At 35.4% G+C, this 14,623-nt stretch carries 12 protein-coding genes; 7 read left to right on the top strand and 5 right to left on the bottom strand.

Going from position 1 to position 14,623, the window contains the following annotated elements; genetic code table 11:
• Positions 1-4: 4 nt before the first annotated feature.
• The gene (locus ACK1I8_RS07740; protein WP_412468758.1) at positions 5-3,055 is read right to left on the bottom strand and encodes a DNA polymerase III subunit alpha; all 3,051 of its coding nucleotides are present in this window, start codon (positions 3,053-3,055) and stop codon (positions 5-7) included.
• A gap of 10 nt (positions 3,056-3,065) precedes the next feature.
• Positions 3,066-4,217 (bottom strand): DNA polymerase IV, encoded by a 1,152-nt coding sequence (dinB, locus tag ACK1I8_RS07735; RefSeq protein ID WP_412468757.1) that lies wholly within the window; start codon positions 4,215-4,217, stop codon positions 3,066-3,068.
• Positions 4,218-4,280: 63 nt separating this feature from the next.
• Here dinB and ACK1I8_RS07730 point away from each other — a divergent pair, with 63 nt between their 5' ends.
• Positions 4,281-5,066, top strand: coding sequence for an XRE family transcriptional regulator (locus tag ACK1I8_RS07730; RefSeq protein WP_412468756.1), 786 nt, complete (start codon positions 4,281-4,283; stop codon positions 5,064-5,066).
• A gap of 14 nt (positions 5,067-5,080) precedes the next feature.
• Here the strand turns inward: ACK1I8_RS07730 and ACK1I8_RS07725 are convergent, their stop codons facing one another.
• Together ACK1I8_RS07725 and ACK1I8_RS07720 are read right to left on the bottom strand one after the other, a co-directional pair.
• Positions 5,081-8,461: a DEAD/DEAH box helicase gene (locus ACK1I8_RS07725; RefSeq protein ID WP_412468755.1), complete on the bottom strand. Its 3,381-nt coding sequence runs from the start codon at positions 8,459-8,461 to the stop codon at positions 5,081-5,083.
• Entirely contained in the window at positions 8,458-9,300 is an 843-nt protein-coding gene (locus tag ACK1I8_RS07720) for a Hachiman antiphage defense system protein HamA (RefSeq protein ID WP_412468754.1), read from the bottom strand. The genes ACK1I8_RS07725 and ACK1I8_RS07720 overlap by 4 nt, the downstream gene beginning before the upstream one ends.
• Before the next feature lie 342 nt (positions 9,301-9,642).
• On the opposite strand from ACK1I8_RS07720, the gene ACK1I8_RS07715 reads away from it, so the two are divergent.
• The 3 genes from ACK1I8_RS07715 (at position 9,643) to ACK1I8_RS07705 (ending at position 12,239) form a co-directional block, all read left to right on the top strand.
• The gene (locus ACK1I8_RS07715) at positions 9,643-10,443 is read left to right on the top strand and encodes a TIGR02391 family protein (RefSeq protein WP_412468753.1); all 801 of its coding nucleotides are present in this window, start codon (positions 9,643-9,645) and stop codon (positions 10,441-10,443) included.
• Between the two features lie 79 nt (positions 10,444-10,522).
• A complete protein-coding gene (locus ACK1I8_RS07710; RefSeq protein ID WP_412468752.1) occupies positions 10,523-11,545 on the top strand; it encodes a hypothetical protein in 1,023 nt (340 codons plus the stop codon).
• Positions 11,546-11,567: 22 nt separating this feature from the next.
• Positions 11,568-12,239: a DUF6615 family protein gene (locus ACK1I8_RS07705; RefSeq protein ID WP_412468751.1), complete on the top strand. Its 672-nt coding sequence runs from the start codon at positions 11,568-11,570 to the stop codon at positions 12,237-12,239.
• Positions 12,240-12,493: 254 nt separating this feature from the next.
• On the opposite strand, the gene ACK1I8_RS07700 is transcribed toward ACK1I8_RS07705, so the two are convergent.
• The gene (locus ACK1I8_RS07700; RefSeq protein ID WP_412468750.1) at positions 12,494-12,799 is read right to left on the bottom strand and encodes a molybdenum ABC transporter permease; all 306 of its coding nucleotides are present in this window, start codon (positions 12,797-12,799) and stop codon (positions 12,494-12,496) included.
• Positions 12,800-13,250: 451 nt separating this feature from the next.
• Between ACK1I8_RS07700 and ACK1I8_RS07695 the strand changes: the two genes are divergently transcribed.
• The 3 genes from ACK1I8_RS07695 to ACK1I8_RS07685 are packed head-to-tail and all read left to right on the top strand — an operon-like array spanning position 13,251 to position 14,594.
• Positions 13,251-13,457: a hypothetical protein gene (locus ACK1I8_RS07695; RefSeq protein WP_412468749.1), complete on the top strand. Its 207-nt coding sequence runs from the start codon at positions 13,251-13,253 to the stop codon at positions 13,455-13,457.
• A gap of 50 nt (positions 13,458-13,507) precedes the next feature.
• On the top strand, positions 13,508-14,182 hold the full coding sequence (locus ACK1I8_RS07690; RefSeq protein ID WP_412468748.1) for a hypothetical protein: 675 nt from the start codon (positions 13,508-13,510) through the stop codon (positions 14,180-14,182).
• Complete coding sequence (locus tag ACK1I8_RS07685; RefSeq protein WP_412468747.1) at positions 14,175-14,594, top strand: DUF1573 domain-containing protein; 420 nt, start codon at positions 14,175-14,177, stop codon at positions 14,592-14,594. The genes ACK1I8_RS07690 and ACK1I8_RS07685 overlap by 8 nt, the downstream gene beginning before the upstream one ends.
• Positions 14,595-14,623 lie beyond the last annotated feature (29 nt).

Below are 14,623 nucleotides of genomic sequence, written 5' to 3'. Positions count from 1 at the left end.
TTCATCATGTCATCCTTCTTCTCGGCAAATTAATCTCATGCGCTTGCGGATAAGGCTTTCTTGAGGTCATGCTCACATCTTCTTTAATCCGCTGATGGGCGTCATATTTCTTCTCATCATCGGCATATCGCGGATCAGGTATAAACGGCATCTTTGCCATCTGTAAAATGGTGATCGTCGGGAAATGAAAATCTACTTCCACATTGCCCAAAAGGAGATAGCAGCCTCCGCCCTGGAAGGGATATTTTTCCAGGCAATTTGGGAAGTGAGCAGTATCAAAATAGTTTCCTTCTACATCAATCCAGGTACCAAAGAACATTTGTCCTCTTTTGGTGGGGACATGCTTCCTTGAAATCAGGTACGCCAGCATTTTTACCTGCTTTTTATGACAATGAGGAAGATCTTTAGCCATCACGTGGCCACGATACTTCGTTTTTAGTAAATCAAACGGCGTAACGGAGACCGGGAATTGAAGAAACTCAATTTCATCAAAGGCATCTTCAAAAACATTTCGCTTTAACATAGGCAATTGATATTCCTTGGCAGGCTCATCAAAAAGGGTGTCCATGTGACGTTCTACCTTCGCATCGTTGAACATCATTTTAGCCTCTATTAATAATTCGTTTTTTTGCTTTCCTGTAAACCTGAATGCGCCAATGAAAATAAGAATCTGAATTCCGGCTATGCCGATCGTTATACGCTTTACAAAATTTTCTAAAGAGGTATAATCACCGGCCCGTTGCCTTTCGTGAACAATCTGTTCAGCAATGTTCTGCTCTAATGATTCCAGGTGCATAAAACCTATATATACATCCTTGCCATACAATGTTGTTTGATATTCACTTTTATTGACGCAGGGATTGAGTATGTTGGCACCTGACATTCGAGCTTCATGAACGTATACCTCTGTCCTGTAAAAGCCTCCCTGGTTGTTAATTACCGCTACCATAAATTCGATGGGATAATGAACTTTCAAATAAAGACTCTGGTAGCTTTCTACAGCATAGGATGCTGAATGGGCTTTACAGAAAGAATACCCTGCAAAAGATTCGATCTGACGGTAAACCTCCGTACTTAATGCTTCAGGATGCCCGAGAGCCTTGCACGATACAAAAAAATCATTCTTAACTTTTTGCAGTGCAGCTAATGAGCGCCCTTTTCCGCTCATTGCCCTTCGTAACACATCGCCGTCTGCAGGAGATAGCCCGCCATAATGTAAGGCAATTTTAATCACATCTTCCTGATAAACCATGATGCCGTAAGTTTCACCAAGCTGTTGCTCAAAAACCTCATGAAAATATTCAAACTGCCCCGGGTTATTGTGCCTGAAAATATATTCTTTCATCATTCCACTCTGCGCTACTCCCGGCCGAATGATAGAAGAAGCGGCTACAAGTACCTTATAATCATTACATTTTAACCGCCTTAACAAACCGCGCATTGCTGGAGACTCTATGTAAAAGCAGCCGATAGTTTTACCAATGCTGAGGAATTCATTACAAGACTTTTCATTAATGGAAATAGCAGTATTACGGATGTCGACAAAAACGCCTCTGTTTTTCCTGATTAACGATACGGCATCATTAATACTGCCTAATCCACGCTGGCTCAGGATATCAAATTTTTCAAAACCAATTTCTTCTGCCGTACGCATATCGAATTGCACGATCGGAAATCCCTTTGGTGGCATGATCAACGCGGTGTACCGATTAAGCGGCTCTTCAGAGATCAAAATGCCACATGAGTGCATACTTCTTTGATTTGGAAACCCATCCAGCATTTTACCATATTGGTGTACCATCTTTACTACCTGATTATTATCATGAAATTCCATAGACTGCGTAGTAAGGGCATCCAATTCTTCCTTCGGCAGCCCGAAAACCTTGCCTACTTCACGCAAGATCGATCGGTATTTAAATTCTACGTTGGTTCCGCAGAAGGCAACGTATTCCTTCCCGTAACGATCAAAGATGTATTGCAGAATCACATCCCGTTCCTGCCAGCTCCAATCTATATCAAAATCAGGAGGTGTTTTGCGGTTCAGGTTTAAAAAACGCTCAAAGTAAAGGTCTAATTCCAATGGGCAGATATCGGTGATGCCCAGGCAATAGGCAATAATGCTGTTCGCTCCACTTCCTCTACCAATGTGCATGAAGCCCATACTGTTGCTATATCGAATGATATCCCAGGTAATAAGAAAGTACCCGCTAAAGCCCAGCTCATCAATAACTTTCAGCTCTTTTTCTACACGCTGCCGGGCTTCTTTATGATGGTCACCGTACTTCTTCGTCAATCCGGCGTATGCCAATGAGGTCAATAATTTAATGTCGTCCGCTTTGCTGCGTGTATAATGTTTTTTATTCCTCGGATAGGAAAAATCATAATCAAAGCCGCATTCATCAAGGATCTTTCGGGTATTGATGATGATTTGCGGATACTGAGCATAAGCCTCAATAAGGGTGTGATGTGGTAAAAAGAATTCGTCAGGTTCACAATATTGATGCTCTGGTAAGAGCGTAAGTAAGGTGTTTAAATCAATAGCCCTTAAAATTTTATGCAATTCATATTCTTCTTCATTGCTGATGGTAACCGGTTGTAAAATGACCATTTTTGAAAGGTGTCGTTTAAAACGGTCTTGAAAGAGAAAGGTGATCTGATCAGGTTTTACTCCGATATATTCATGATCGAGCAAATCTTCCGGCATATTTTCCATCGGATAGATGGTAAAGGATTGGCTGAACTCCGGATGATGTTTCGGCAGAGGCAGACCCTCACAATGATGATCTGTAAGCAGTTGGTTAATTTCCGCCAGCGCACTTCCATTCTTGGCCAGGGCGATATATAGCAATTTTTCTTCATCCCTGAATTCCATACCTACTATAGGTTTTACATTACTTCCTTTGCATGCTTTTAGAAATTCATAAATCGCAGTCATGGTATTGATGTCCGTTAAGCATAGGGTATCTACACCAGCTTTTTGAGCTGATCCAATAAGCTTAGTAACAGATAATGTTCCGTATCTCAGGCTATGGAAGGTATGGCAATTTAAATACATCTTAATTGATTTATTTGTTTGGGAAACTGAAACCAGAGGCACGGCCAATAGCGTGCTGACCAAACCGGAGCTTAATTTTGTCCATAGATTGGTACAGGCTCATTATCTCTTGGGTATCTTCAAATAAATTCATCTGATACTCTCCATGAACCAATCCTGTAAGCTTTACGCCAACCAATCGCAGACGCATTCTGCGGGTATACAGTTTATCAAATAATTCTAAAGCAGTTTTGCTGATGGTATGGTCGGCAGACGTGTAGCTAACCCTCACCTGTTTGGTTTCAGTATCAAAGTTGGAATACCGTATTTTGACTACTACTGTGGAGGTGAGCCATTTCTCCTTTCTTAACTGGTGGGCCAGATCTTCCGCCATACCGTTGATCAGCGCCTTCACTTCGATCATATCAATGGTATCGTTATTAAAGGTATGCTCTGAGGATATCGATTTTCTTTCTGAATAAGGCAATACTGGCCTGTCATCAAGTCCATTGGCTTTTTTCCATAGATCGATACCATTTTTCCCAATAAGTGTTTCAAGGACATCAGCAGGAACGTCGGCCAGGGTCTGGATATTCCTGATCCCAACCCGGGATAATGTTTGAAATGTCACTTCGCCTACCATTGGGATTTTACGGATTGATAATGGGTTAAGAAACGGCCGAACCATTATATCCGGTATTTGCATATGTCCTTTTGGTTTAGCTTCACCAGTGCCAATCTTTGAAACGGTTTTGTTATTGGATAATGCGAAAGAGATTGGAAGTGACGTTTCTTTATTAACCTTGGCGGCAAGTTCCTGTGTCCACTGATATGTCCCAAAAAATCGGTCCATTCCAGATAGGTCAAGGTAAAACTCATCAATGCTGGCCTTTTCCATTAAAGGAACTTTCTCTTCGATGATTTCAGTAACTTCATGTGATAGACGGGAATACAAATCCATATCCCCACGAATGATTTTCGCTTCCGGGCATAGCTTTAAAGCCATTTTTACGGGCATGGCTGAACGTACGCCAAAATACCTTGCCTCATAGGAGCATGAAGCTACTACCCCACGGTCGCCACCACCGATTATTATTGGCTTACCAATAAGTTCACTATTCGTCCTACGTTCGCAAGACACGAAAAACGTGTCCATATCCATATGCACAATTGCCCGATCCATTCCAGTATTATTTAAAGTACTCAACAAAATTGCTAAATTATTTAGCAAAAAGATTTAGCTTTGTTGCGAAAAATTATAGCAATGTTAATCCTGGCAGAAAATCTTCGTCACCTTAGGTCATTAAAAAACCTCTCTCAGCAGCGTGTAGCCGATGATCTGATCATAACGCGAGGGCGCTATTCCAAATATGAAGAAGGTGTATCACAACCGCCATTAGATTTACTTTTAAAAATCTCTCGTTACTATCATGTGAGTACCGATTTACTTTTGACGGTAAAATTGAGCAAATATCCACTAAACGATATCTTGCAGATGGCTGATAATCGAATTCTATTACCGATACTTGTTGATGGAACCGGGGAAAATAAAATTGAGATTATTCCTTACAAGGCTTCAATGGGGTATATTAATGGTTATGCTGATCCAGAATATATTGAGAGCCTTCAATATATGTCCTTGCCTTTCTTTAGAAACGGAAAGTTTAGGGCATTTCCTGCGGAAGGTGATTCTATGCCGCCATTTAAAGACGGAACCTATATTATTGGTGAATTTGTAGAGGAGCTATCCGAACTAAAGGTAGATAAAACGTACCTTATTGTTACACAAGGTGGTCTCGTTTATAAATCTCTTGAAAAAATCAATCCTGATTCCATTACAGTCCGCTCTAAGAACACATTTTATGAAACCTACGACATTTTATTCAGTGAAATTTTGGAAGTATGGAAATTTGTGAAAGCGTTGACCGATGAATACGAACTAATTGATCTTACCGATAATGTGGTTAAGGATATGTTTTTATCGTTAAAGGAAGATATGAAGAAGATGAGAGAGGAGTTGAAAGGAAAGTAATAAATTCCTTCGATTTAATCATCATCTATAATTTCGATGTATGGATTTAAACTCTCCATAAACCACAAATTATCACTTTCATCATATCTAAATATGATTCCAGATTTATTAACTGCAGGCATAAAATCGATACTACCCCATCCTTGATATACAAATCCTACGTCAGGGCTGATTAGAAATTTCTTTCCGTTGATAATTTGAGCAATTAGAACATCAGTTTTTTCATGAATTTTTCCAAACTCAAAATTTGAAACTCTTTTTATCTTTAATCGATCTTGCGTAGATGCTTTTCTAAGTATTGCTAGCCATTCTTCAGTAGCCTCACTAACAAATAATGAATAACTATCGGTATTGGCAATTAAGATTCTTTTAATAGTTGAAATCGGTTCGTTGCCAGAAAATTCCATACAAAAATTTCCCAATTCATTAGCAGCCGATCTTGACCTGATACCTGCCTGATAAATTTTGACCTTTATTATCGAGGGTAAGCCAACTTCCACAAATAAAGATAATTCTTCTAAGATTGTAGCCTGTGTATCCAAATCTCTGCTTTTAAACTTTTTCGCTATCCCATTAAGGATCCATGGTAATGAGAATGAGTAAACACCAGTTACAATTTCAGCTCCTCTCTCTATTTGAAAGATTTTATATGCATCATCTCCACCTAACCATAATCTTCTTACTTGAGCAACATTAGGATATTTCAAATACTGACCTTTTTCATTTAATACTGGTAAACCTTCAATAGTTGTTTCAATGGATTCTAGTAAATCCAATAAATTTTCAAATGTACCTTCAGTTAATAAGTACTCGTCAACATTCGAAATTAGCTCATCGATATTATCCTCAATGATCAGATCACTGTTAAGAGGAATACCAGATCCAACAATTGACCTCCATTTGTTTCTATCCTTACTTACTTTCGCTACAATACCAATTGTTCTGGCTTTAATAAAATCCAGAAATTCATCATGTGATATATTTTTATTCGAGGAGATTTGAATGTATGCCAACGATTTTGAGAAAAAGTCTTCAACCCAAGAAATACTAATATCACCTTCAGAATTGTGAATTAACAGTAATGAAAGTAGGGTATCATCTACCCAATCTAGAATTTCATCAATTGCATCTGCCTTTTCGCCAATAGCTGAAATATTATTTTCTGTTATCAGCTCTATAAGAAGACTAAAATCTACATCAATACTGTCTGCATAACTTTTCAAAGCACTTATTAACGAGAGTATTCCACTTTCTGCATAATCAATCTTTTCTTTACTAAAATAGTTCTCTCGAACGCTATTGAATGAATTCAATCTAGATTTTTGACTTTTATTATTCGTATCAATTGCTACCAAAATCTTACCTTCATGATCGACAAAAGCGCGTCCAGCTCTTCCCGCAATATTCCAAAAATCTCTTGCTCTGACTGGATCTCCTGCTTGATAAAGGGTTGAAAAAATGACTGTAGAAACTCCTAGATTTACACCTTGACCTAAAGTTGAAGTTGAAATAATTACCAATGGTTTCTCCTCCCTCATGATACGCTCTAATGGAAGGCGAACATCGCTATGTAATGCTGCATTATGACATAAGATACCCATTTTTGCAAACTGCAGCCACTTATTATCGGGACCATATGTTTCAGTGCATGATAATTGAAATATTCTCCATAGTGATTTATTTTTCCATTGATGATCAGCAGCCCCATAACCATTCATAGCCTTTAAGTATGCTTCAGCCATCACGAAAACAGAATCTTTTAAACCAACGAAAATAAGTAGCGGCCCAAATGTTCTTAATTTGTATGCAGTTGTTGCTACTGCTTCATTTTTATCACCCGGAAAATATTTTATCTTTTCTTCACCACGGTACTTGTATCTCGAAACCTCTTCTGAAGTAATAAAATAAGGATTAAATGAACTTCTCTCATGATCCTGACTTTCCCAATTTAAACTAACATTATTGTTTCGCCATTCCAATATTCCTAATCGCTCATCAGAAGGCCTCCAGCTATTTTTAAATATCGCTTCATCATTATCTATGAGCCATTTTGCAAGATCTTGAGCATTAGGTAAAACGGCAGACAACAAAAGAAATCGACCCCAATTTCGTTGCATATAAAATCGAAGTTCTTCATAAAAAATCTCATTCATTACTAACCTCTTATCTGGTCCCAAAAGATGTCCTTCATCTAAAATAGTCAATGTGACATCATTTATTATATCGGTATTTGCTCTAAATAATGCTTTCGCTTTTTCAGGAGTAGCAATAATTACCTGAGCTTCCATGATATTTAACTCGTCAAGTTTGCTAAATAAGCTTCCTCCATACAGGTGTGATACCACGATGCCGGAACTTTGAAAAACTTTTTCTAAACTATTCTCTATTTCGAATGCTAAAGATCGAAAAGGAGCAACATATAGAATTTTTCCATCCGGGTTAGATTGTATAGAATGTAAAATTGCTATTTCTGCTATCCTAGTTTTTCCACTACTGGTTGGTATACTAACTACGCATCCAAACTCACTATTTATAACTTGATCTAACGCTGCACGCTGGGTAATAAATAGCTCATAATGTCCTCTTGGCTGCAAATAAACTAGTGATCGTAAATAATTTTTAACCTGAATATTTTCAATATTAAAATACTTAGGAAGAACATGCCAAACTGAAGCTTCATTGAAGCCATTTGAAATTAAAAGTAATAGCCTTATAACCCACCAGATACCGGCGTCCTCCTCTAATTCTGCAATCTCCTTTAAATTTCTAAGTAAAAATCTGGCATCTTCCAAGGCTTGTTGATTTCCAGAAATATAGAATTGAATAAAGCCATTTAAAGCTCTTGCAATGGTAATTTCATAGATTTTTTGATTACCTTCCTCTTCGCTATTCTCTGCAATTCTATCATCAAGGTATTCGCTATCCATCAGTATAGAATACAATTGTTCATTAAGCTGTGTAAAGTTACGTTGTAAAAAAAGCCCTAACATTGAAGCGATAATTGTAGTCGCCTCAAATTTCTTTATTAATATAAATGCTTTCGAATATTCAAATGCTACATAATATGCTAATGATGCGATCAATCCGTAATAATCACTTACAGTCTTCCTATTTGCCTTTGCGCCATGAATTACTTCAAGTAACGAAGCACCTTTTTCAAGAGGAATACTGGCATTGACCAATGCTTCGTTTTCAGCATAGCTACAACCTAAATGCAAATATTGTAACGCTAATAAATTAAGCTGGTCATCATTAATAGTATATGACGGAAAATTTTCTCTATTCTCCTCTGTATTAAGCAAAATATATCTAGCATTGGCTTGCGCAAAATAATTTTGAATGGTAGTATCAGCGTCCAATCGTTTTAATTTACTATCGATTAGTTCATTATTCATATAATAGTTGGATTATTGATTATATAATTGGCTTTATTAAAAGCATTATAAATTAACGCCTTTGGATCATCTATTCCTACTGAAATTATAATTGAATCAGGATTATCATTTGTGTAATTCTTTTTTATAAAAGCAGATGTTTTTGTATTGCTGAGTAGAAGTCCTGCATATTTCATATTACCTTTTGACTTTATTTCTTCTAAAATGAATTTCTCCAAAAACTCTGCAACGGGAACAGTATGATCATTATCGTAAAGGCGATCCAATAAAAAAGTATAAGATAGTGGTAACTTATCTTTGCCTATCGAATTTGTAAGTTCGGACAGCACCGCATGATCCGGTTTAGTCCTAAATTTGGCTTCACCAAGAAAAACCTTTATTTCCTCTTTTCCAACCTCATCGTTGATTACATCAATTATTAATGCATCGTCACCTTTCATTGACTGGTCGACGTTTGGATTATAATGAAATTTAAAGCATTTTATAAGAGGTCGATCTGAATTACAACCTAAAATGTATTCAATCAAAATTATTTCAGTAGCATTTCCTTTCATAGTGCGGTCTGCATTCGGAATCTGTCTATGCTGCTTTGCATAAGCTGGAAATCCTATGCTTTTATACATTCTCCTTAGCCGTCTCAGCTTAGATGGACTATAGTGATGTTCAATTATTTTATCAGCAAGCCAGGAGATAAGCTCAGAATCATTCGATGCGAGTCTACTTGAAAGTGCTCTATGACAATGATCTTTAGTACGCTTTACGTTTTCACTATCAAACCATTTTTCAAAAAAATTGGGTGCTATAGGGTGAGATCCTAAAATTTCGTCTTGAGAAAGCATTAATATAAATATTGGTTATTAGGTTAGACTTATAAAGTTAATTATTTCGAAGAGATTAACGTTTAAAAAATAATAAATTTACTATTATGATGGTCGCTATAGAAAATCAAATTTTGTTTTAGAACTCGTCAATGAATAAGAAAAACAGTTAGTATTGAGATTTTTTTTGACTATCCGTATAAGGTGCCATAAATTTCTGCCTAACTACTCATCAAGTAAAAGGAAATATTCTATATCTTTTCAAAATTATAATTATAAAATGAGAATAATTTTGTGTCTTGCTAAATTATAATCTAATAGATATAAATTATTAATTGATTTCCCCTTAAAACTATAATTTAAATGATTAAATCTTTTGACGACATTACGTTAAGAAATCTTTCTGATATAATATCGGATATGTTAACACACTCAAAAATATCAGAACATTTAGCTGGTGCTGGAATTACAGAATCGAATCAAGGAAGTAATAAGACAGATAGAATTTTTTATGCATTAAAAGCTAAACAAGAACAGGATAAATGTGGTAACAATATAATTGCTTTCGTTGTTAGGCTATTAAGTCCTAAAAGATATAGTGAAGAAAATATTTTTGAAACCCATAGAACTGCTATTAACGAGAAACTTGCTTATGAAGGTTTAGAAATTGATAAAGCTGGTCAACCAAGAGTTGTAAATAAAGTAAAAACGATTTCTGAAGCTAAAGCACGATCTCTTAAAATAAAAGAAAAAGTTCATGGTATTGGAGTACATCCCGAAATTCTGCCATACTGCGAATCAGAGTGGCTCAAAGAAAATTATTTTCATGCAATATTAGAAATTACTAAAAGTGTTGCAGAAAGACTTAGGGGATTAAGTGGCTATCATTCAGACGGCTCAGAATTAGTCGACGAATGTTTTGGATTGGGTAAGGATAAAAAACCAATGCTTGCTTTTAATATGCTTCAGACGCCAAGTGATGAGAGTGAGCATAAAGGTTTTGGAAATTTTTGCAAAGGATTTTTCAGTATGTACCGAAATCCTAAAGCCCATAATCCAAAATTATTGGAAGATACACAACTAACACAAATGACTGAAGTATTAGTTATTGCTACAATTATTCAAAATAAACTCGATAATACTTTCAAGACGGGTTATAAGTAAAACAAAAATTATAGTCTAAATAACAATTTTGTAAGGAATAATTCTTTGGAGATCATGATTTAATAATAATAAAAAAGACATGGATAATCTTACCGAAATGCAAAAAAAATATCTTCAAAATCAGATTGAGGAACGCGAAAAACAATTGCAAGACAGTGAAGCACTTATAAAATCTTTTATAGAATATTGTGCAAATAAAAAGATTAAGCTTACTCAAAACAACTTTGATTATATCCAAACTATTGGTATCGTTGCTTCATACCCAAATATTGTAAGCCTTCTTAATGATAAAATTTGTTTAGATAAAGAGGAATTGATTGAAGTTGATATTCTTGAAAAAGAATTTAACACTAAATGCTTTGCTGCAGGATATTACTATGCTGATAAATACATGGTGATGGCACATCCTTACTTTAGACGTGGACATTCTCAAAATGCAAATTTTGCTCCTAGATTTATTGATTTTTTTTCAGATTACAATACAGCAAAAAATAAAAAATATCTCGCTATAGATAATAATCGGGTCAGAATAAATGTTACTAACAGAATGTACATGGAATTTGACACCTGGTATGGAGCAAAATTTCTAAATACTATATCGGACATTGAGGATGGGATCATAAAACTAAGGCCACCTCTTGAACTTGAACCATCTCTTATAAAATTTTTCTTCGCAAGTACATATTCTCTGGATATAAAATGGAGTTCAAAAAATGGTATTAAGGTTTTTCAAGCTGAAGAATTTAAAGATGAAGAAAAAAGGATTTATAAAAATGACAAGGAATATTATCCTGTCAAGTATATTCATGCAGAATTTGATGTAAACGCGGGGACATTTAGGCATTTTGATGGTGCTATTCATTTTTACACAGAAAATGAATACTATCTGAGGAGAGATAATGACTTTAATTATAACAATAAGAATAGTCTACACTTAAAAACACTTTCCCAAAAATTATTTAAAATAAATGGCGAAATAAGTGTAGAGGATTGGGTTAGTCTGGTTAGTCAATTTTTAACAGGGAATCCTCTTATACTTGAATATTTTGAAGGTAAATTACCTGAAAACATATTAGAAATTCTTGACAAATTAAAAGATTAATTTTAATTGCAACTGATAACTAATGAGTTTAGAACACTACATCGCTGATCCCAAGAATCCGACAATATGTGAACTGTTCAAGGCGGGGGCTAAGGATACCTGGGCAAGAATTTATTTTAGCCGCAAAACACCCAGATTAAAAATTCATGAAACATTCATTTCTCAAAATCTTGTCTATGAAATGAATCTTATTAAAGCGAAACATCCGGAACTTGATTTCGAGCTATTTGAATCAACGGATGAAAAGGCGCATGGTGATGATTTGCTGTTAAGTGTAGTACATGATGATGGAAATGTTTATACTTATGCCATTCAATCAAAGATTATTTACCATAGGAGAAACAAAGGGGTAGCTGATTTACAAGATGGCCACTATCAAAAATTGAAACACTGGGTAGGAAAAGGAAAGACCAGAAAAAAGCAAATTGATCTGCTAATGAAATATGCTGGCGATAACGGTTATACTCCACTTTACCTACTTTATAATTATGCGGGCAGAAAGTTTGAGCCTCACATAGATCCATCATTGTACGGCTGCACAATTATTTCTGCCCAATACTTAAAAGCAAATCATACCTCTTCGGATGGTAATCTTAGCGACAAAGTTAAATTTACGGATCTGCACGCCAAAACAGCACTACCGTGGCACGAATTGATCTGTACTTTTCCAAAACTTACAGAAAACGATATATAAAAAAAGCTATTATTACAAGATGATAAGGACAATATTAAATTACTGCCCAGCAACCAATTGCCATCATTAGAGAATTGGAAAATCCTTGATACTACCTTACCAACTATCCTTACCGAACATCAAGGTGATATTTTATATGAAAGAGGTGAAATTTATACATCAGTAAATGAGCAAATCAATATTGAAAGCTCAAATTTCGATCTACAAAAAAAAGATGAGGAAGAGGAAATTCTGAGGGTATTTAATCCAAAATTTCAAATTCGGGTTGGTTCAAACAGAGAGTTCTGATCCATAATGGGAAATATAAAAGCCTGCCTGGTTTTTTCCCTCTTTTTCTCTTGGGTATAAGATGCCCAGAACAAAAGAATTCCCAAACCAATCAAGATAAAAGATAGTATCCTACCTATCAATTCCAGAAGCCGAATAAAGACTGACTTTTCATAGCTTGAAAATGTTTCAATTCCGGCAACATTACGACGGTTAAATTTTCTTTTGCGGATGAAGAAGTATAGGAGTAACCCGAGGATGAATATGATAACTGCAAAAATTTGTGTTTCCATAGCGAGCGTTTTTGTGGTATGAATTTAAAAAAAATATTGCAGATAAATTTCATTATTTGGTTTAATATGGCGACGTTCCAATATCAGATCAGTATGCGCCAGAACTCCAGAGGGACATTACACTTCCCAAAGACACCTCTGTAACGATGTTACATATGATCGAAGCTACAGATGACTTCGAAAGCATTTTACTTGCAACATTAGGCGGATTTTTGCCACCCCAGAAATGGGATATGGCTTACACACCATTGTCAAAAATATTTAAGGGAAATATTTTTAAAAGTAAAGTTCTAGAAATTTTAATAACGACAAGGCCACCCCAGGCGGGTATTATGCTTTTATGACAAAAATAACCTGCCATATTGAATTCTGCGCAATTACTTATAAATGAGTATGTTAATAAAATGGAATATTCTTATATTTACTACCATAAATTAAAAACTTAATCACGATGAAAAAACTAATTATCATGACTGCTTTTGCATTCTTTGCAACAGCTTCTCTCACAAGCTCAGAGGTTCAGGCTAAGGAAAAAGGCCAGATTTACATTGATGACCAAGGCTGCTACTATGAAGTGGTAACGCACACTATTTTATGGGGATTGATTACCTGGGACAGTGAACCGCGACTGATCGGATGCGGTAGCGGCTTTGCTTAATACTAATTAAATAATTACCGGGGCTGCTGTACTGGCAGTCCTAATTAAAAATGAAAAATACAGTAAGCTTTTTTGCGGTTTTAATACATTTAACGCTTAACGCTCAGGTAAATAGTGATTCCATTTTTTCAAAAAACGGAAACATTGAGGCTATAGTTTTTGATGACAGGGATTATGAGAAAATTGATTATTCCTTTGCATTAAAAAAAGAAATTAATAGTGGTCTTAAATCGGTCAATCCAAATATTGGTTTTGAGATGGGGATGATTTTTAGAAATACACTTAATAAAAAAGGCGTGATAAATGGTGTTACCTTATTCCTTTATAAAACTGATGCAAAAGATAAAGTATCTGATCTTGAAATAAACTTTTATAATATTGATTCCCTCACCGGAAAGCCCGGCACTAAAATTAATAAATCAGCAATAATCTACAGCCCAAAGAATAAAAGAAAGGGTAATGTCAGAATTCCTTTAGCAAATCATAAAATTATTTTTCCTGTAAAAGGTGTATTTGTTGCCGTAAAATGGCTTCCAACTAAAGATTTTGACAAAAAAACAGGTCCCGCATTGCGGCTCACGAACTTTAATGAAAGATTAACCTACACGAGATTTGATAATGGTAAATGGGGATACGGACCAAATTTCTGCCATAAAAATAATTGTTATACCAACATTATGGTCGGTATTGATGTGCTTGTGAAAAGAAAAAAGAAACATGAATAAAAAACAGTTGTACATTGTTATCGTTATTTTAATTTTTGCCTTTATATGTCTGCTTACTTACAAAACTTCAGATAGAGTAATTTTCCGAAATAAACAAGATGGACTGGTTCATCACTTTGGTACCATAAAAGCAGGCAATGTAAAAACTTACACTTGCCTTTTTAAATATGTCAATATAAAATATCCTTCGATAAGGATTTACGGCGTAAAAGATGCATGTGATTGTACAGAAAGCATGGTTGCGACAGGAAATTATAAAATGAACGATACTATATCTATAATGGTGAAATATAACCCAACTAAATATAATGATTCGGGACTGGTAGTTAAAAAAATGTTTCTTATTACGAACCAGCAGGTTTCAAAATATGATACCCTGTATCCTTTGATTTTGACAGGCAATATTCAATGAGATATGCCAAGGTATAAACTGAAGTTTTA

The sequence above is a fragment of the Pedobacter sp. KLB.chiD genome (assembly GCF_047040275.1).
Taxonomy (GTDB): domain Bacteria; phylum Bacteroidota; class Bacteroidia; order Sphingobacteriales; family Sphingobacteriaceae; genus Pedobacter.
The sequence above is the reverse complement of the archived record's forward strand: the minus strand, read 5'-3'. Positions and strand labels throughout refer to the sequence as shown.

What these genes read in the sequence shown, in the direction of transcription:
- ACK1I8_RS07705 (WP_412468751.1), top strand. Translation starts at nt 11,568, where the DNA reads ATGAGTTTAGAACACTACATCGCTGATCCCAAGAATCCGACAATATGT.
- ACK1I8_RS07690 (WP_412468748.1), top strand. Translation starts at nt 13,508, where the DNA reads ATGAAAAATACAGTAAGCTTTTTTGCGGTTTTAATACATTTAACGCTT.
- ACK1I8_RS07715 (WP_412468753.1), top strand. Translation starts at nt 9,643, where the DNA reads ATGATTAAATCTTTTGACGACATTACGTTAAGAAATCTTTCTGATATA.
- dinB (WP_412468757.1), bottom strand. Translation starts at nt 4,217, where the DNA reads ATGGATCGGGCAATTGTGCATATGGATATGGACACGTTTTTCGTGTCT.
- ACK1I8_RS07720 (WP_412468754.1), bottom strand. Translation starts at nt 9,300, where the DNA reads ATGCTTTCTCAAGACGAAATTTTAGGATCTCACCCTATAGCACCCAAT.
- ACK1I8_RS07725 (WP_412468755.1), bottom strand. Translation starts at nt 8,461, where the DNA reads ATGAATAATGAACTAATCGATAGTAAATTAAAACGATTGGACGCTGAT.
- ACK1I8_RS07695 (WP_412468749.1), top strand. Translation starts at nt 13,251, where the DNA reads ATGAAAAAACTAATTATCATGACTGCTTTTGCATTCTTTGCAACAGCT.
- ACK1I8_RS07740 (WP_412468758.1), bottom strand. Translation starts at nt 3,055, where the DNA reads ATGTATTTAAATTGCCATACCTTCCATAGCCTGAGATACGGAACATTA.
- ACK1I8_RS07685 (WP_412468747.1), top strand. Translation starts at nt 14,175, where the DNA reads ATGAATAAAAAACAGTTGTACATTGTTATCGTTATTTTAATTTTTGCC.
- ACK1I8_RS07710 (WP_412468752.1), top strand. Translation starts at nt 10,523, where the DNA reads ATGGATAATCTTACCGAAATGCAAAAAAAATATCTTCAAAATCAGATT.
- ACK1I8_RS07700 (WP_412468750.1), bottom strand. Translation starts at nt 12,799, where the DNA reads ATGGAAACACAAATTTTTGCAGTTATCATATTCATCCTCGGGTTACTC.